At 62.4% G+C, this 18184-nt stretch carries 18 protein-coding genes; 6 read left to right on the forward strand and 12 right to left on the reverse strand.

The genetic code is table 11. The features are described 5' to 3' along the window. The first annotated feature begins 6 nt into the window (after positions 1 to 6). Positions 7 to 1002, forward strand: a complete 996-nt coding sequence (locus QTL95_RS07985) for a KpsF/GutQ family sugar-phosphate isomerase (RefSeq protein ID WP_289719452.1) — start codon at positions 7 to 9, stop codon at positions 1000 to 1002. A gap of 47 nt (positions 1003 to 1049) precedes the next feature. On the opposite strand, the gene QTL95_RS07990 is transcribed toward QTL95_RS07985, so the two are convergent. Both QTL95_RS07990 and QTL95_RS07995 read right to left on the reverse strand, forming a co-directional pair. Beyond that, positions 1050 to 1505, reverse strand: a complete 456-nt coding sequence (locus QTL95_RS07990) for an NfeD family protein (RefSeq protein WP_289719453.1) — start codon at positions 1503 to 1505, stop codon at positions 1050 to 1052. 3 nt (positions 1506 to 1508) lie between these two features. Next, positions 1509 to 2522: an SPFH domain-containing protein gene (locus QTL95_RS07995; RefSeq protein ID WP_289719454.1), complete on the reverse strand. Its 1014-nt coding sequence runs from the start codon at positions 2520 to 2522 to the stop codon at positions 1509 to 1511. A 196-nt stretch (positions 2523 to 2718) separates the two neighbouring features. Between QTL95_RS07995 and queC the strand changes: the two genes are divergently transcribed. From queC to queE, 3 genes are read left to right on the forward strand one after another with little or no spacing between them, the layout of a single operon-like run. Next, positions 2719 to 3426, forward strand: a complete 708-nt coding sequence (gene queC, locus QTL95_RS08000) for a 7-cyano-7-deazaguanine synthase QueC (protein ID WP_289719455.1) — start codon at positions 2719 to 2721, stop codon at positions 3424 to 3426. Positions 3427 to 3430: 4 nt separating this feature from the next. Beyond that, complete coding sequence (gene queD, locus QTL95_RS08005) at positions 3431 to 3787, forward strand: 6-carboxytetrahydropterin synthase QueD (RefSeq protein ID WP_289719456.1); 357 nt, start codon at positions 3431 to 3433, stop codon at positions 3785 to 3787. Next, a complete protein-coding gene (gene queE, locus QTL95_RS08010; RefSeq protein WP_289719457.1) occupies positions 3784 to 4515 on the forward strand; it encodes a 7-carboxy-7-deazaguanine synthase QueE in 732 nt (243 codons plus the stop codon). Before queD ends, queE begins: the two co-directional genes overlap by 4 nt. Positions 4516 to 4697: 182 nt before the next feature. On the opposite strand, the gene hemH is transcribed toward queE, so the two are convergent. From hemH to QTL95_RS08045, 7 genes are all read right to left on the reverse strand, one after another. Then, positions 4698 to 5735 carry a ferrochelatase gene (gene hemH, locus QTL95_RS08015; RefSeq protein WP_289719458.1) on the reverse strand — a complete coding sequence of 346 codons (1038 nt, stop codon included), beginning with the start codon at positions 5733 to 5735 and terminating at the stop codon, positions 4698 to 4700. Positions 5736 to 5878: 143 nt separating this feature from the next. Beyond that, positions 5879 to 7786: a 5'-nucleotidase C-terminal domain-containing protein gene (locus QTL95_RS08020; protein WP_289719459.1), complete on the reverse strand. Its 1908-nt coding sequence runs from the start codon at positions 7784 to 7786 to the stop codon at positions 5879 to 5881. Between the two features lie 200 nt (positions 7787 to 7986). Beyond that, positions 7987 to 8355 (reverse strand): outer membrane lipoprotein Omp10, encoded by a 369-nt coding sequence (gene omp10 / locus QTL95_RS08025; protein ID WP_112534032.1) that lies wholly within the window; start codon positions 8353 to 8355, stop codon positions 7987 to 7989. A gap of 170 nt (positions 8356 to 8525) precedes the next feature. Further along, on the reverse strand, positions 8526 to 9977 hold the full coding sequence (locus tag QTL95_RS08030) for a homospermidine synthase (RefSeq protein WP_037182813.1): 1452 nt from the start codon (positions 9975 to 9977) through the stop codon (positions 8526 to 8528). A gap of 139 nt (positions 9978 to 10116) precedes the next feature. Next, entirely contained in the window at positions 10117 to 10989 is an 873-nt protein-coding gene (locus QTL95_RS08035) for a heme-dependent oxidative N-demethylase family protein (protein ID WP_289719460.1), read from the reverse strand. A 9-nt stretch (positions 10990 to 10998) separates the two neighbouring features. After that, entirely contained in the window at positions 10999 to 11370 is a 372-nt protein-coding gene (locus tag QTL95_RS08040; RefSeq protein WP_289719461.1) for a nuclear transport factor 2 family protein, read from the reverse strand. Between the two features lie 4 nt (positions 11371 to 11374). After that, positions 11375 to 11659, reverse strand: a complete 285-nt coding sequence (locus tag QTL95_RS08045; protein ID WP_289719462.1) for a YciI family protein — start codon at positions 11657 to 11659, stop codon at positions 11375 to 11377. A 133-nt stretch (positions 11660 to 11792) separates the two neighbouring features. Here QTL95_RS08045 and QTL95_RS08050 point away from each other — a divergent pair, with 133 nt between their 5' ends. Next, entirely contained in the window at positions 11793 to 12698 is a 906-nt protein-coding gene (locus QTL95_RS08050; protein WP_289719463.1) for a sensor domain-containing diguanylate cyclase, read from the forward strand. Here the strand turns inward: QTL95_RS08050 and QTL95_RS08055 are convergent. From QTL95_RS08055 to QTL95_RS08065, 3 genes are all read right to left on the reverse strand, one after another. Continuing rightward, positions 12695 to 13321 carry an aminotransferase class IV family protein gene (locus QTL95_RS08055; protein WP_289719591.1) on the reverse strand — a complete coding sequence of 209 codons (627 nt, stop codon included), beginning with the start codon at positions 13319 to 13321 and terminating at the stop codon, positions 12695 to 12697. The genes QTL95_RS08050 and QTL95_RS08055 overlap by 4 nt on opposite strands. A 2-nt stretch (positions 13322 to 13323) precedes the next feature. Further along, positions 13324 to 14496, reverse strand: coding sequence for an aminodeoxychorismate synthase component I (locus QTL95_RS08060; protein WP_289719464.1), 1173 nt, complete (start codon positions 14494 to 14496; stop codon positions 13324 to 13326). A 67-nt stretch (positions 14497 to 14563) separates the two neighbouring features. Then, a complete protein-coding gene (locus QTL95_RS08065) occupies positions 14564 to 16390 on the reverse strand; it encodes a M3 family oligoendopeptidase (protein ID WP_442981273.1) in 1827 nt (608 codons plus the stop codon). A 251-nt stretch (positions 16391 to 16641) separates the two neighbouring features. Between QTL95_RS08065 and QTL95_RS08070 the strand changes: the two genes are divergently transcribed. Beyond that, positions 16642 to 18183, forward strand: coding sequence for a sigma-54-dependent transcriptional regulator (locus tag QTL95_RS08070; RefSeq protein WP_289719466.1), 1542 nt, complete (start codon positions 16642 to 16644; stop codon positions 18181 to 18183). The last annotated feature ends 1 nt before the right edge of the window (position 18184 follow it).

Below are 18184 nucleotides of genomic sequence, written 5' to 3' on the forward strand. Positions count from 1 at the left end.
AGGGGCATGAACAGAAGAGCTGCAAATCTCATCGAAAACGGCGTTCTCGCTTCCGCCAAGCGCACTGTCCGTACCGAGAAACGAGCCCTGGAAGCGCTGGAGCTTGCCTTCGACGATGGCCTTGCCGGGCCGTTCCTGCGGGCCGTCGAGACGATCTCTGCCATATCAGGCCGGGTGGTGGTGACGGGTGTCGGCAAGAGCGGCCATATCGGCGTCAAGATCGCCGCGACGCTGGCCTCCACCGGAACGCCCGCCTTCTTCGTGCATGCTGCCGAAGCCAATCACGGCGATCTCGGCATGATCGGCGCGACGGATGCCGTTATCGCTCTTTCCAAGGGTGGCGAGAGTGCGGAACTGCGCAACGTCATCGCCTATACGCGCCGCTTTTCCATCCCGCTGATTGCGTTGACCTGCGCGGAAAAATCCTCGCTCGGCAGTGCTGCCGATATCGTGCTCCTGATGCCGAACGAGGAAGAGGCCTGCCCGCACGGCCTGGCGCCGACGACCTCGACGATGCTGCAGCTGGCGCTGGGCGATGCGCTGGCGATCGCTTTGCTCGATGCACGCGGCTTCACGGCGCGTGACTTTCATGTCTTTCATCCGGGCGGCAAGCTCGGCGCGGCACTCAGCCATGTCGCCGATGTCATGCACACCGGCGATAGCGTGCCGCTGGTGGCCAGGGGCACGCCATTGCCCGAGGCGATCTCGACGCTGTCGCGCAAGCATTTCGGCTGCGTCGGCATTCTCGATGAGGATGGGCGGCTTTGCGGTATCGTGACGGAAGGCGACCTTGCGCGCAATCTGACGCGCAACCTGTCGGAACTCATCGTCGACGATATCATGACGCGCTCACCGAAAACGGTAAAGCCGAACGTGCTCGCTACCGCGGCGCTGGCCCTGCTGAACAAGCACAGCATCGGCGCGCTCATCGTCGTCGATGACGACAACAGGCCGGTCGGGCTCATTCATTTCCATGATCTGCTGAGGATCGGCGTGGCTTGAGCCTCGCCCTGATCCATCCTGCTTGACGCGGCTTTAGAGGTAAGCTCTCAAGCTTCCTCGACCGTGAGGTCGCGGCCGTTGCTCGATATGACCTTGACCCTTGCGCCGACCGGCAGATCCGGGCCGCTCACCTTCCATTGGGTGTCATCGAGCTTGATGCGGCCACGTCCTTCGACGATCGGCTCGGCGAGCGTGGCGGTGCGACCGACGAGGCTGGCGCCGCGCTGGTTGAGGAAGGGCTCGTCCGTCTCGCCGTGATCGCGTGTCAGCTTGCGGCCGATGAAGGTGGCGGCGACGGCGAAGGCGGCGAACAGGATCGCCTGCAGCTGCCAGACCCAGAAGGCGCTATCCCAGAAGAGCAGCGAGAGCGCGCCGACGGCGATTGCCGCCAGCCCGATCCAGACGAGGAAAAAGCCGGGCACCAGCATCTCGGCGGCGAGCAGCACGAGGCCGACGACCCACCAGCTCCACGGCCCCAGTTCCGACGTGATGGCAGCCAGCATCGATCAGCGCTCCGGGTTCGGGTTGAACGGGTTGACCTGCGGCGTCGTGCGCGGGGCCTGGACCTGACGCGGGGCAGGGGCTGCGGGCGGATTGTCGTCGCCGCCGAAGACTTCCTTGGCGATGGCGCCGATGCCGCTCAGCGAGCCCAGAATGGCGGAGGCCTCGATCGGCATCAGCACGACCTTGGAATTGTTGCCCGAGCCGATCGCGGTCAGCGCCTCGGTGTATTTCTGCGCCACGAAGTAGTTGATCGCCTGCACGTCGCCGGCGGCGATCGCTTCGGAAACCATCTTGGTGGCCTTGGCTTCGGCCTCGGCCAGGCGTTCGCGCGCCTCGGCGTTGCGGAAGGCGGATTCGCGCTGGCCCTCGGCCTGCAGGATCGCCGACTGCTTGGCGCCCTCGGCGCGCAGGATCTGGGCGTTCCTCGAGCCTTCGGCTTCCAGCACCTGGGCGCGCTTCTCGCGCTCGGCCTTCATCTGGCGGGCCATGGCGTCGACGAGATCGCGCGGCGGCTGGATGTCCTTGATCTCGACGCGGGTGACCTTGATGCCCCAGGGCTGCACGGCGTCGTCGACGACGCGCAGCAGGCGATCGTTGATCGCGTCGCGGTTGGAGAGCAGTTCGTCGAGATCCATCGAGCCCATGACCGAGCGGATGTTGGTCATGGTCAGGTTGAGGATGGCGTTTTCGAGGTTGGAGACCTGATAGGCCGCCTGCGCGGCGTTGAGAATCTGGTAGAAGGCGACGGCATCGGCCGAGACGGAGGCGTTGTCGCGGGTGATGACTTCCTGCGTGGGGACGTCGAGCACCTGCTCCATCACGTTCATGCGGGCGCCGACGCGCTCGATGAAGGGGGTGATGATGTTGAGGCCGGGACCCAGCGTGCGGGTGTAGCGGCCGAAGCGCTCGACGGTGTACTGATAGCCCTGCGGGACCGTCTTGATGCCGGCGAAGAGCACCAGGATGACGAAGACCACCAGTGCGATGACCACGATGTCGAAGCCGCCCAAAACCATGAAATACCTCCCCAAAACCCGAATCGAATAGCCGCACCTTAGCCGAGACGATTTCAAAAGCCACGCTCTCAGGTCGTCGTGCAGCCTTGCCCTTCAGATATGGGAGTTCGATTGGTTCTTCACAATGCGGTCCCTTTGGCCTAGAACGCGCCTATCCGGTCGCAGCCCACCCGGTCAAAACAAGGGATCACACATCATGAAGACTATCGTCATCTGCTCCGGCGGATTGGACTCCGTTTCGCTTGCGCACAGGATCGCCGCGGAACAGCAACTCATCGGCCTGCTCTCCTTCGATTACGGCCAGCGCCACCGCAAGGAACTCGACTATGCGGCGGCCTGCGCCATTAGGCTCGGCGTGCCGCATCAGATCATCGACATCAGGCCGATTGGCAGCCACCTCACCGGCTCGGCGCTGACCGACGATATCGACGTCCCCGACGGCCATTATGCCGAGGAGACGATGAAATCGACCGTGGTGCCGAACCGCAACGCCATCATGCTCGCCATCGCCTTTGGGCTAGCCGCCGCGCAGAAGGCGGATGCGGTCGCCGTCGCGGTGCATGGCGGTGACCATTTCATCTATCCGGATTGCCGCCCCGGTTTCATCGACGCATTCCAGGTGATGCAGGATGCGGCCCTCGACGGCTATGCCAGCGTCCGGCTGCAGGCGCCTTATGTCAACGTCAGCAAGGCGGACATCGTGACCGATGGGGAAAAGCACGGGACGCCGTTTGCTGAGACTTGGTCCTGCTACAAGGGCGGGGCGCGCCATTGCGGGCGTTGCGGCACCTGTGTCGAGCGGCGCGAGGCGTTTCATCTCGCCGGCGTGACCGATCCCACTGAATACGACGATCCCGATTTCTGGAAAGCGGCGACCTCGGGCTTTGCGGCCACGGAGGTGTAGGCTCGTGTTCCGCATCACCAAGGAATTCCACTTCTCCGCCTCGCACCAGCTGTCGCATCTGCCCTGTGATCACCAGTGCGCGCGGCTGCATGGGCATAACTATATCGTCGTCGTCGAGCTTGCGGCTTCAGAGCTCAATGCGGACGGCTTCGTGCGCGACTATCACGAGCTGTCGCCGCTGAAGCGCTATATCGACGAGCGCTTCGATCACCGGCATCTGAACGAGGTGCTTGGTCATGATCGTGTCACGTCGGAATATCTCGCCAAGCATTTCTACGACTGGTGCAAGGCGATCCTGCCGGAGACGTCGGCCGTTCGGGTCAGCGAGACGCCGAAGACGTGGGCGGAGTATCGGCCATGAGCGCCGATCACAAGATCCGCGTCAGCGAGATCTTCGGGCCGACGATCCAGGGTGAGGGCGTGCTGATCGGCCTGCCCACGGTGTTCGTGCGCACCGGCGGCTGCGATTACCGCTGTTCGTGGTGCGATACGCTGCATGCCGTCGACAGCGAATACCGCGATCAGTGGACGCCGATGTCGGTGGACGAGATCTGGGCGGAGGTCGTTTCGCTCTCGGGCGGGCAGCCGCTCACCGTCTCCCTCTCCGGCGGCAACCCTGCGATCCAGCCGCTCGGGCCGCTCATTGCGCGCGGACATGGCGAGGGCTATCGGTTCGCGCTGGAGACGCAGGGCAGTGTCGCCAGAGATTGGTTTGCCGATCTCGACACGCTGGTCTTGAGCCCGAAGCCGCCGTCGAGCGGCATGGAGACGGACTGGGCGCTGTTCGAGGACTGTTTGCGGAAGGCCGCCGGCGGGCCTGAGATCGCGCTGAAGATCGTCGTGTTCGATGAGCGGGATTATCGATATGCGCGGGAGGCTTCCGCGCGGTATCCGGATCTGCCGGTTTACCTGCAGCCCGGAAACCACACGCCGCCGCCTGCCGATGACGATGATGCCAGGATCGATATCGATGGGATCATGGAGCGGATGTTGTGGCTGGTGGGGAAGGTGACCGAGGATCGGTGGTTTTCGGCGCGGGTGTTGCCGCAACTGCATGTGTTGTTGTGGGGGAACCGGCGGGGGGTGTGAGTGGTCTTTTTGGGGCTCGATAAAAAGACCCCTCCCAACCCTCCCCACAAGGGGGAGGGCTTAACCTAGCCTCGCCCTCGGTGCGCAATTGAGGCAGTCGAGTGCCGCGGGTCTTCTCCCCCCTTGTGGGGGAGATGGCCGGCAGGCCAGAGGGGGTGTTGCTGGTCGCAGCGTAACTTATCTCAAACCCACCCCAACAATTCCCGCCGCACCACCTTCTCCAGCACCGCCATTCCATCCTCGCTGTCGTTCAGACACGGAATATGCGCGAACTTCTCGCCGCCGTTCTCATGGAACGAATGTGCCGCCTGCTCGGCGATCTCTTCCAACGTCTCCAGACAGTCGGAGACGAAGCCGGGGTTCAGCACCGCGATCTTCTTCACGCCGTCCTTGGCGAGCTGCTCCACCGTCTTGTCGGTATAGGGCTGCAGCCATTCCTCCGGGCCGAAGCGGGACTGGAAGGTGATCATGAACTGGTCCTTCGACAGGCCAAGCTTTTCGCGCAGCAGGCGGCCGGTCTTCTGGCACTGGCAGTAGTAGGGGTCGCCCTTCTGGAAGTAGGACATGGGGATGCCGTGGAAGGAGGCGATGATCTTTTCCGGTTGCCAGTCCAGCGTCGACAGATGCCGGGTGATCGAGTTGGCGAGCGCCTCGATGTAGGTGTCGTCGTCGTGGTAATCGGGCACGGTGCGCAGCGCCGGCTGCCAGCGCATCTTCAACAATTGCTGGAAGGCCTTGTCGTTGACCGTCGCGGTGGTGGCGGCTGCATATTGCGGATAGAGGGGGAACAGGACGATACGATCGCAGCCGTCGTCCTTCAGCGCCTGGATGCGCGAGGCGATCGATGGCGTGCCATAGCGCATGGCCCAGTCGACCTTGACGTTCGGCAAGTCCTTCAACCGCTCGGCCATCAGCTCGGACTGGCTGCGGGTGTAGGTGCGCAGGTAGCTTTCGTCCTTCTCCTTGTTCCAGATCAGCTCATAGGCCTTGCCGACCTTGCCCGGGCGGGTGTTCAGGACGATGCCGAAGAGGATCGGATACCACTTCCACGGCGACCATTCGATGACGCGTTTGTCGGTCAGGAATTCCTTGAGATAGCGGCGCATCGAGATGTAGTCGGTACCATCAGGCGTGCCGAGATTGACGAGCAGGACGCCCACTTTGCCATAGTTCACCTGCGGGTGGTTCGCCGGATGGTGCGTGGTATCAACGGTCGTCATTCAAACCTCAGGTCAGCTGCTCGACCGCTCATACGCGGACGAGATCGAATGGTTCACCCTATAGGAACAAAAGCCGGCCCGGGAAACCCCGGACCGGCTCGCGTCATTGGGACAAATCGTCTTACTTCCGTGCTGCCGGAAGCTTACTTGGACGGGATCTGCAGCTCCTTGCCGATGGTCAGGTGGCGCGGCGTCGGCTTGCCGTTGGCCTCGGAAATCTTCCTCCAGAGCGTGCCGTCGCCATAGAACTGCTTGGCGAGATCCCACAGCGTGTCGCCCGATGCGATGACGTGGGTGGTCGGCGTGTTCGGGGCGAGAGCTGGGGCTTCCGTGGACGGTGCCGTTGCCGCCGGGGCGGCGGGAGCGGGCGGTGCTTCCGGGGTGGCCGGTGCCGATGGTGCAGCGGGCGCGTCCGATGCCGTCGGTGCAGGCGCTGCGGCCGAAGCGGCGACCTCAGTTACGCGTCCATCCGTGTAGGGCTTGTAGGGCGAATGGGCGGCAATGAAGTCTGCCGTGACGTCGGCGAGATCGGGGCCGAAGTCATAGGCGTTCTTGCCCGCTGTCGCGAAGATGGAATAACCGTCGCCGCCAGCGCGCATGTAGTTATTGGTGACCACGCCGTAGGTCTTGGCATCGTCGAGCGGCGCAAAGTTGTCGCCGTCCTTGACGTCTGCGGAGACGACACGGCTGCCTGGCGGCTTCGACTTGTCGAAGCTGTACTTCATGCCTGCCACCTGCGGGAAGCGGCCCGCGCCTTCCTCGATCTGGCTGAGGCCGTTCTCCAGTGCCTTGCGGATATCGGCGCCAGTCAGCTGGAACGTTGCGAGCGTATTCTGGAAGGGCAGCACGGTGACGACTTCGCCCTGGGTGACGTCGCCGCCGTCGATCGAAGAGCGCAGGCCGCCGCCGTTCTGGATGGCGATCTGCATGCCCTGGCTCTTGCCGCGATCGAGCATGGCGTCGGCGACGAGGTTGCCCATCGAGCATTCCTCGACGCGGCAGACCTTGCGATCGCCTTCGATCGGGCCCTCGGAGGAGCCGATGACCTTCTTGCGCAGGTCTTCGATCGGCTTGGCGAGCTCGGTGATGCGAGCGGCGATTTCGGGATCCGGCTTGAAGGAACTGTCGATCAGGATGGGATCGCCCTTGGCTTCCTTGATCACGCCGTTGTCGTCGAAGGTGATCACGACATCGCCGAGATACTTGCTGTAGGAGGCGGCGGTGACGACAGGGACCTTATAGCCACCGGGATTGTCGACCATGGTTGGGTAGGGGCCTTCGGCCTTCGGATCGGTGTTCGACAGGAACGTGTGCGAGTGTCCACCGACGACCACATCGACATCGGGGATCTTGGCGATGGCGGAGAGGTCCCTGGTGTAACCGACATGGGTCAGCGCGATGATCTTGTTGACGCCCTCGGCCTTGAGCTTGGCGGCTTCCTTGGTAATGGCCGCGACATCGTCGGTAAACTTGATGTTCGGACCGGGGGAGGCAAGCTCCGGTGTCTCGGTGGTGACGACGCCGATGATGCCGATCTTCTGGCCGCCGATATCGAGCACGACCGAGGGTTCCGGCTTCTTCTTGATCGTCGAGGCGTCAGAGATCTCCACATTGGCGGCGGTGACGGGGAAGGCGACCTTGTCCATGAACGGCGCCAGCGCCTTTTCGCCGTCGTCGAACTCATGGTTGCCGAGCGTCATGGCGTCGAACTTGATCGCGTTGACCATCTCCAGTTCGGCCGTGCCCTTGTAGGTCGAATAGAACAGCGACCCCTGGAAATTGTCGCCGGCGTTCAGCGTCAAGACGTTCTGGCCGGCCAATGCCGCGCGGCGCTGGTCGATCGCGGTCTTCAGGCGGGCGGCGCCGCCGAAGCATTCGTTCTTGCCTTCTTCCTCGGCCGAGCAGGTGGAATCGAACTTGTTGATCGATTCAATGCGGGAGTGGAAATCGTTGATGTGCAAAATATTGAGCTGGTAATCGGCAAAGGCGGCGCTGCTCGACAGCGCCAATACGGACGCGGTCAGCAGACCGAATTGAAACGATTTCGTCATCCTGTTCTCCTGGTTTTACTGGCGGAGCCCGGACCAGACCACCGGTCCCCCATGCCTCGCCGTCCCTGCACGATCGATGGTTTCATCAACCAATAATGGCCGCAAGAGAAAAACCTGTGACAAGGGGGCGCCATTCCAAGAGCGGTAAACAAAAAAAGCTCCCGCTAGGGGAGCTTTGATCGAAGGCGCTGAAGCGGCGCTTACATGTGGCGCGTGAGGCTGAACTGCGATCCGCTGTCGGAGGTGCAGTTGAGCTGGCTCTGGGTGACCAGGGCGCAATTGACCTTGGACTGCGTCTTGCGCACCAGCGAGGTCATGTTGATCTCGACCACCGTCGGGGAGGTGTTGATGTAGGTGCCAGACGCCAGCATCTGGTTGCTGTCTGTCGTGCGGGTCGTGAAGGTGCCGGCCTGGAAGGTGGAGATGATACCGTTCGGATCGGCCCAGGAGCCTTCGACACCAACGGGCGCCGGCCGCGCGGCGACGGGCATCGGCCCCGGCGACTGCGAAACGCAGGCCGACAAGGCGGCAGAGGCGGACGCGATCACGAGGAGGATTTTGAGCTTCATAAGATTCTCCCGGAAAATTCAGGCCGAAAAGATACGTTTGGTTAAGGAACACATGGCGCGGGCTTTCCGGGAAGGCAAGGCTTCTCTGGCATCCGCGGGAATTTATACAGCCGGCGTTACAAAAATGCCCGCCTTTCGGCGGGCATTTTTGGATGTGGTTCATTCAACGATCAGCGAACGAGAATGTTCTTGAACTGCCAGGGATCCTTCGTGTCCAGGTCCTCGGGGAAGAGGCCCGGGCGACCGTCCAGCGGGGTCCAGTCGGTGTAGTGACCTTCGACCGGGCCGAGGTAGGGCAGCTGCACTTCGAGGCAGCGCTTGTAGTCGATCTCGTCGGCTTCGACGATGCCGGCCTTCGGGTTTTCGAGCGCGTAGACCATGCCGGCGAGAACCGCCGAGGTCACCTGCAGGCCGGTTGCGTTCTGGTAAGGCGCGATGCGGCGGGTTTCTTCGAGGGACAGGCGCGAGCCGAACCAGTAGGCGTTCTTCTCGTGGCCGTAGAGCAGCACGCCGAGTTCGTCGACGCCATCAACGAGTTCATGTTCGTCGAGAACGTGGTGAACCGGCTGCGCGTTGCCGCCGTTGCCGAACATTTCATGCAGCGACAGAACGGCGTCGTTTGCCGGATGGTAGGCGTAGTGGCAGGTCGGGCGGAAGGTGACTTCGCCGTCCTTGTCGCGGACGGTGAAGTAATCGGCGATCGAGATCGACTCGTTATGGGTGACGAGGAAGCCGTACTGCGGGCCGGGCGTCGGGCACCAGGTGCGGACGCGGGTGTTGGCGCCCGGCTGCTCGAGGTAGATGGCGGCCTTGCAGCCTTTCTTGTGCTTCTTGGCGTTCTTCGGCATCCAGTTCTCATGGGTGCCCCAGCCGAGTTCGGCGGGCTGCAGACCTTCGGAAATGAAGCCTTCCACGGACCAAGTGTTCCAGAAGACGTTGAGCGGCTTCGGGTTCTTGGTCAGCTGCGTGTCGCGCTCGGCGATGTGGACGCCCTTGACGCCGAGCTTCTTCATCAGCTTGGCCCAGCCTTCGCGGTCATGCTGATCCGGCTCGTCGAACTTCAGGCCGGTGTCGTTGGCAAGGTTGACCAGTGCCTGCTTCACGAACCAGGAAACCATGCCCGGGTTTGCGCCGCAGGTGGAAACGGCGGTCGTGCCGCCCGGGTTCTTCGCCTTCTCCTTGCGGAGCGTTTCGCGCAGCGCATAGTTGGTGCGGTCGGCGTTCTTCATGTTCTTGTCGAAATAGAAGCCGAGCCACGGCTCGACGACCGTGTCGATATAGAGAACGTCGAGCTTGCGGCAGAGCTTCATCAGGTCGAGCGAGCCGGTATCAACCGAGAGGTTGACGCAGAAGCCCTGGCCTTCGCCTTCAGTCAGAAGCGGCTTCAGCAGCTCCTTGTAGTTGTCCTTGGTCACATATTCCTTGATGTGACGGACGCCGTGCTGCTTGAGGATCTCCATGTCGGAGGGTTCTTCGCGCGGGTCGATGACGACCATCCGGCTCTTGTCGAACTTGAAATGGCGCTCGATCAGCGGCAGCGTGCCGCGGCCGATGGAGCCAAAGCCGATCATGACGATCGGGCCGGTAATTTCGGCATATACCGGGTGGTTCTGTTCCGTCATTCTTTTCTCCTGTGGAAGGCGAGGAAGGCGCGATCGGCCTTTAACAATTCATCTGAAATCGTTCAAATACCGCTGAGTGACCGGCTCTAACCATAAAATCACGTCACAATAAAGAGTGTTCCAGCGGGGAATGTAAATATCAGATGAAGCCGGTTCGGCTTGCAAGCGCGTGCAGCTTTGCTGCAAGTTCGCGCTTCTGCAGGGTAAGGCCCTTGTAGGCTGCCTGGTCGTCGTCGAGGCTTTCCAGCTGCGCGGCGAAACTTGAGGCGAGCCTTGGCGCCTGCGGATGGTCGGCGATGGCCGAGATCGGATCGACATAGACGCGGATCGTGAAGAGGATGTCTCCGGACTGCGGCAGCTTGCGCAGCGTCTGGCGCTCGACGCGGGCGAAGCGTTCCAAGAGCGTGAAAGGCTCGGCCTGCGGAGGGCGGCGGTGCTTCGAGAGCGGGAGGAATAGGTCGCTTGTGGTGTTCACCGACCAGTTCAGCCGTTCGACCGGCTGGGCGACCTGCAGATTGTCGAAGATGCGTGTGATCAGCGCGGCATTGCGGGTGCCTTCGCCGAAACCTGGCACATCGGCATGGATCGTCTGCATCGGCCGGCCGAACTTTTCCCGCAGCGACCACGAGGACGGGAAGGCGACGAACCCGGCAACGAGATGCCAGCCGTCGTCCTTGCGGCGCATGATGACGAGATCATCTTGTATCATCAGGCCGGCGCGGAGCAGCGGCGGCAGATAGGCGTCTTTGTCCGGGATGTCAGGACAGAGATGGGGATGGTGTTCACGCAGATGTTGCCGCAGCAGGACGAGTGCTTCCCGCTGGGCGTCTAGGGTATCGGCCACCGCCACGAAGACCTCGTCGCGGCTGCTCTCAACCAGCGCACGCTTTTCGCCGACGTAGCGGGCCCAATCGGCATCGGGCTCGATCCAACGGTTGGGGTCGAGCGGCATCAGGCCGATGGTGAAGGGTTTGGCCGTGCCGTCATATGGGGTGTAGGTCGGTGGCGTCATGGATGAACTCTAACGCTCCCGCGTTCCCTGATGAAAGACCATGCGCCACGTGCCATCGGCGTTGCGGCGCCAGATGGAGCTGCGGAGTGCGCGAACCGGCGGAGCGTCGTGGACAATGCGCTCCGAGCGATAGGTGGCAAGCACGACGTCCGGCGCCAGCGGTTGAACCTCGAAATCGGTCAGATGGCGCGTCGTGCCGTCGCTGGGCTCTTCCAGCAGGGCGACGATGATTTCCTCATAAAAGTAGAGGCGGCCGGAGCTGCCGATCTCGCGGAAATCCGATGAGAGCAGGGTTTCGAGCGAACTGCGCGTGTTGCGGACACTCTGGTCGAACAACCGTTCCTCGAGCAAGCGGATTTGGTCGCGCAGTTCGTTGCTCATTGCCTCACCCCTTCAACATCTCCAACCCGGTATTCGCGGTGGTGATCGCCACTTCCGTGATCTCGTATTCGCAGATGCCATAAACGGTAAACGGGTCGGTGGCGACGTAGGCTTCGATCTCGGCGCGGGTGCCGAGCGAGAGGATGACGCCGCCGGTGCGAGGGACCTTGCGTCCCGAAGCCTGGAACCAGCCTTTGGCATAGCCTTCTTTCACCCAGGCCATGTGCGGCTCCATGTGCTTGTCAGCCTCTTCGTTCGGCTTCACATAGGTCAGGGAGAGGATGAACATCAGATAATTCCTTTCAAGGCGTCGCGTTCCGAAACATCTGAATAATGCAAATACCCGGGAACCATCCATCTTCTTTTCAGATTTCTGTTCCAGACTGCGAATCATCGTTATCTCTACGCCCCGGAACCATCGGATGAACCAGATATCGGAGCGGCTTGCGGAATTGCAGCAGGAGAGTTCGGTCCTCATCGCGCTTTACGATCAGGACGATCGCCTGCGCTACGCGAACCCGGCATTTCGCAGCACCTATGCGCTCGATCCGGACGAATGCCCGCTGTGGGCGGACCTGATGCGGCGCAATACCCGCGAGGGAAAGGGCACGGTCATCGTCGCGACGGATTTCGAGACATGGCTGGTCTCCGCGCAATCGCGCCGCGGCAAGCTTCCGTTCCGCGCCTTCGAGACGGATGTGGTCGACGGACGCTGGCTCTGGATGACGGAGACCGTGCAGAAGGACGGCTGGATGCTTTGCATCGCCAGCGACATCACGCATCTGAAAGCCAGCGAGCGGGATGTTCGTCAGGACCGCGATTTCGCGCTGAAGGCCTCGCAGACCGACGAACTGACCAGCGTTTCCAACCGCCGCTTCATGATGAAGGCGCTCGATACTCTCGCCAACGGGCAGGCTGTGGCACAGCCGGTGGGCGGCTGCATCTGCATCATCGATCTCGACCACTTCAAGCGCATCAACGATCTTTATGGTCACCAGACCGGAGACGACGTGCTGGTGGATTTCGTGCGTCTTGTTCATCCGCTGGTGCGGCGGCGCGACAGTTTCGGACGGATCGGCGGCGAGGAGTTCATGCTGATCCTGCCGGACACGACATTGGCGCAGGGCGAGCTGATCGTCGAGCGCATCCTGACCACCGTGCGGGGTGCTCGCCCGATCCGCAACGTGCCCAATTTCTCCTACACCTGCTCGGCGGGGCTGGCGGAACTGCATCCCGGCGAAACCGCGCGCGAGCTTTATGCGCGAGCGGATGAAGCTCTCTATCACGCCAAGCAGGGCGGGCGGGACAGGCTGCGGATCGTCGCCTAGATAATGAGATTGGCTGATATCAGCCCGCGCAGCGAGTTGCCGACATAGAGTTTTTCGGCTTTCAGGTCATCAAGCGTGATGCGGCCGACGCGGGCCTTGCGCTGGCAGATGAGTTCGGTGCGAAGCACGCCGGCCAGCAGTCCGCAGGAGATCGGCGGCGTGCGCAACATGCCGGAGCCGTCGTCGAGGAAGATGGAGGTGATCGTGCCCTCGCAGACCTCGCCGCGCTCGTTCAGCATCAGGACCTCGTCTGCGTCCGATGCCGGGTACTCGGCTCTGGCGGCCTCGTAGACGGCGCGACGGGTCGTCTTTATTCTTAGCAGCTTGTCGGTGGAATCGAGCCGTTGATCGGCAATGCGGATGCTCCATATCGTGTCGGGCGCGAGCGGCGTGAACGGCGCAGTTGTTACTGAGATATTTCCCTTGTCGTCGAAGGTTAGCCGAACGCGTTGGGCCGAGCGCGCGCCGGAAACGGCTTCCTTGAGCCTTGCCAATGCATCGACCGGCTCGGAAAAGCCGATGCGTCTGGCGGAGCGGGTGAGGCGGGCGAGATGCAGGCGTTGGCGGATGAAGCCTGTGTCCGGCTCGTAGCGCATGGTCTCGATCAGCGAGAAATCGGCCACTGTCATGGTCTCCCGGTGCCTGCGATCGGCTGGTCGCCGATGGCGAAGCGGGCCTTCAGCAGGCACTCCTCGTATTCGGCCTCGGCGGTGGAATCGATGACAATGCCACCGCCGACGTTGAAGACGGCGCGGCCGTCGTCGAAGAGGGTCAGCGTGCGGATGGCAACGGAGAAGCGCATGGCACCGGATGGTGCGATCATGCCTATGGCGCCGCAATAGACGTCGCGCGGGCCGTCTTCCAACTCGTGCAGGATCGTCATCGCGCTGATCTTCGGGGCGCCGGTTATCGAGCCGCAGGGAAAGAGGGCGGCGAGGATGTCGCGGATTTCGAGGCCGGGCAGCAGCTTTGCCTGCACATGGCTCACCATCTGGTGCACCGTCGGGTAGGTCTCGATGTCGAAGAGCCTGGGGACATCGAGCGTGCCGACTTCCGATATGCGGGATATGTCGTTGCGCAGGAGGTCGACGATCATGCGGTTCTCGGCCTGCGTCTTGATGTCGGCGAGCATTTCGGCCTTGATCGCATCGTCCTCTGCGGGGGTAACGCCGCGCTTGGCGGTGCCTTTCATCGGGTGCGTCTCGATCCAGCCGTTTTCGTCGGTGCGGAAGAAAAGCTCGGGCGAGCGCGACAGGATGATCGGGCCACCGAGGTCGACCAGCGCGCCGTACTTCACCGGCTGACGTGATATCAGCGACCAGAACGCGGCGCGCGGGTTGCCGGACCAGCGGGCTTCAATCGGCATGGTGAGATTGGCCTGGTAACAGTCGCCTTGCATGAGATGGCGGTGCAGGCGGTCGAAACGGTTCTTGTAGGTGGCGAAATCCCATGCGGCTTTCGGCGCGGTCAGAAACTCCTCGTTTTCGAGACGCTGCGCCGGCTGGGCTAGCGGGTGGCTCTCTCCCTGCGGGGCGTCGAAGACGCCGATGCAGAGAAGCGGGGTCTCGCGGTCCTCGATGGTGAAATCGGCGAGCTTTTCCTCGAACAGGTGGCCGGCCTCGTAGGAGAGATAGCCGGCCAGCCACTTGCCCGCGGCGCGCGCCTTTTCCATGCGGGTCAGCGCCTCGAAGACCCCATCGCGGGTGTGGGCGACGATGATCTCGGACGGATCGGCGAAGAGCATGACCTGGCCGGAGGTGTCGTCGCGGAAGAGGATGTGAGGGGCGCGCCCGTTCATGCAAGGTCCTGTCTGTGAAGCGGGGCGGTGCGGCAGGTCCCTTCTCCCGGGAGAAAGGACAGCCACCTCAGCCCTTATCTAGCGCTTCCAGCTCGTCGATCAGCCCCTCGATCATCGACAGACCCTTGCCCCAGAACGACGGATCGGTGGCGTCGAGGCCGAAGGGTTTCAGGAGCTCGGAGTGGTGCTTGGTGCCGCCAGCCTTCAGGAGTTCGAAGTACTTCTCCTGGAAGCCCTGATCCGCCTTCTGGTAGACGGCATAGAGCGAGTTCACCAGGCAGTCGCCAAAGGCGTAGGCGTAGACGTAGAAGGGCGAATGGATGAAGTGGGGGATGTAGGTCCAGTAGGTCTCGTAGCCCTCGGAAATCTGGATCGCCGGGCCGAGGCTTTCGGACTGAACGGACAGCCAGAGCTCGCCGATGTCGTCGGAGGTCAGCTCGCCGGCCTTTCTCGCCGTGTGCACCTTGCGCTCGAATTCGTAGAAGGCGATCTGGCGCACGACCGTGTTGATCATGTCCTCGACCTTCTGGGCGAGCATCGCCTTGCGCTCGCGCTTGTCCCTGGTCTTGTCGAGGAGGGCGCGGAAGGTCAGCATCTCGCCGAAAACAGAGGCGGTTTCTGCGAGCGTCAGCGGCGTCTGGCACATCAGCGCGCCCTGGCCGCCGGCGAGAACCTGATGCACGCCATGGCCGAGCTCATGGGCGAGAGTCATCACGTCACGTGGCTTGCCGAGATAGTTGACGAGCACGTAGGGATGCGCCGAAGGAACGGTCGGATGCGCGAAGGCGCCCGGCGCCTTGCCAGGGCGGACGGGGGCGTCGATCCACTGTTCGTCGAAGAAGCGCCTGGCGATGTCAGCCATCTCGGGCGCGAAGTCGCCATAGGCGGAGAGAACCGTGTCCTTCGCCTCGCTCCACGGGATGACGGCATTGGACGTTTCCGGCAGAGGGGCGTTGCGGTCCCAGAACTCCATCTGCTCCATGCCGAGCCACTTCGCCTTCATCTTGTAATAGCGGTGCGAAAGGCGCGGGTAGGCCTCCCTGACGGCGGCCGCCAGCGCGTCGACCACCTCGCGCTCGACGCGGTTGGCGAGGTGCCTTGAATCGGCGATGTCCTCGAAGCCGCGCCAGCGGTCGGAAATATCCTTGTCCTTGGCGAGCGTATTGGTGATCAGCGTGAAGGTGCGAATGTTGGCCTTGAAGGTTTCGGCCAGCGCCATCGCAGCCTTGCGACGAACCTCGGTATCGCGATCCTGCAGCATGTTGAGCGCGACCTCTATCGACAGCTTCTCGCCGTCGATGTCGAAACGCAACTCCGCCATGGTCTCGTCGAACAGGCGGTTGAAGGCGGCTGCCGAGGTCATCGACTTCTCAAGGAACAACTGCTCGAGCTTGTCGTCCAGCTGGTAGGGCTTGTCCTTGCGCAGGTCCACCAGCCAGGGGCGGTAGTGGCCGGCATCGGGATCGTTGGCCATGCAGGCGTCGAGCACGGCGTCGTCGATGCGGTTGAGTTCGAGGCCGAAGAACAGCAGGTGGCCGGAGAAATCGGTGATCCTGGCCTGCACGTCGCCGTAGAGCTTGCCGTTCGCAGGGCTCGACGTATCGGAGAAATAGGTGAGGCCGGCGAACGAGCCGAGGCGGCCGATGATATCATCAAGCGCCTCGAATTCCTTCAGCGCCTGGCCGATGCCGTCAGCACCGGTTCTGGTTGCCGCATCGGCAAGCTTGCCCTTCCACTTCTCCTCGAAGGCGGTTGCGGCTTTTCCTGCCTTTTCCATGTCGGTGGTAAAAGCGGTCGAGGTGGCGGAGGGATAGAGGTCCTGCAGCTTCCACGTCGGCAGCTCGCCCAGCGCCGCTTCGCTTGCCGAACTGCCGGCGGCGGCCGCGAAGTTCATGAGCGAAAAGTTACCGTTGGCGCCGAAGAGTGTGTTTTTCATAAGCGGGGTCCTCTTCCTATTTTACGACAGGTCTGACTGTCTATGCGTCCAAAGCCCCGGTATCAAGGGCTTTCCGGTTGCGAAACAGGGTCGTTTCGAGGCGAAATCGGCTTTGTCACAACCGTTAAAATGCGACGGTTTCTCAAAACTGGATGTTCAAGCCTTTCTGCCAGATTACGCTTCAAGGTTTCGCATGAAGTGAGGCAACAATGACCGGTTACAATGAGCTCAAGGGTGCAGCGCAGATACTTGTCGTCGAGGACGATCCAGTACAGCGCCGACTGCTGAAGAACGCGATCGAGCGTCATGGGCATGTCGTCCATCAGGCGGAAAACGGCCGGATCGGTCTGGAGATGGTGAAGCGGGGCGGCGGCCTCTACAATGTCATCGTTCTCGACCTGATGATGCCCGAGATGACCGGTCTCGAATTCCTCGAAGCGGCGCACGAGTTCGGCACGCAGATCCCCGTGATCGTTCAGACAGGACAAGGCGGCATCGAGACCGTGGTGCAGGCGATGCGTGCCGGCGCCTTCGATTTCGTGGTCAAGCCGGTGTCGCCCGAGCGGATCGCCAATTCCATCGCCAATGCGTTGAAGCTCGACCAGCGCGAGATCAAGGCGCGCTCCGGCCGCCGGTCCCGCTCCGGCGCCGTCGGCTTCGACGATATCGTCTCCGCCAGCCCGGCGATGATCCGCGTCATCGATCTCGCCCAGCGCGCCGCGCAGTCCAATATCCCCGTCGTGCTCGAAGGCGAATCGGGCGTCGGCAAGGAGTTGGTTGCCCGCGCCATCCAGTCGGCCGGCGATCGTTCCGGCAAGCCGTTCGTCACCGTCAACTGCGGTGCCATTCCGCACAATCTGGTCGAGAGCATTCTCTTCGGCCACGAGAAGGGCGCCTTTACCGGCGCCACCGAGCGGCATATCGGCAAGTTCATGGAAGCCGATGGCGGCACCATCTTCCTCGATGAGATCGGCGACCTGCCGCTCGACGTCCAGGTGAAACTCCTGCGCGCGGTGCAGCAGGGCGAAATCGAGACCGTCGGTGCCCGCACGGCGCACAAGGTCAACGTCCGGCTGATCTCGGCAACCAACAAGGATCTGATCGAAGAGGTCAAGAACGGCCATTTCCGCGAGGATCTGTACTACCGGCTGAACGTCTTCCCGATCACAATTCCGGCCTTGCGAAAGCGGAAAGAAGACATCCCGCACCTCGTGCGCGTCTTCGCCGACCGCTTCTCGACCGAGCAGAAGAACGGTCGACGCATGACCGTCAGCGCCGGCGCGATGGCGTTGCTGACGGCCTATGACTGGCCAGGCAACATCCGCCAGCTGGAGAACGCGATCTTCCGCGCGGTGGTTCTGACCGAAGGCCCCGAGCTTACGGAGACCGACTTCCCGCAGATCGCGGCACAGCTGCCGGAATACGAGGTCGTCGATCACCTGGCGCTGGTTTCCGATAACGCCCGTCCCGAACTGGTGGCGGCGGAATATCAGGTTGCTCAATCGGTTATCGGAGAGCTGACGGCGCGAATCAGTGAGGCGCCTGATAATGCGATCGCCAGCACGAACCCCGCCGGAGAGGTCAGAACACTGGCCGATGTGGAGGAGGAACTGATCCGTTTCGCGTTGAAATTCTACCGCGGCCAGATGAGCCAGGTAGCGCGTAAATTGGGCATCGGACGCTCCACCCTTTACCGCAAACTCAAGGATTATGGCATCGATCCGGATAATCCGCAGAAGGACGCGGCGTAGC

Source organism: Rhizobium sp. S152 (assembly GCF_030380735.1).
Lineage (GTDB): Bacteria > Pseudomonadota > Alphaproteobacteria > Rhizobiales > Rhizobiaceae > Rhizobium.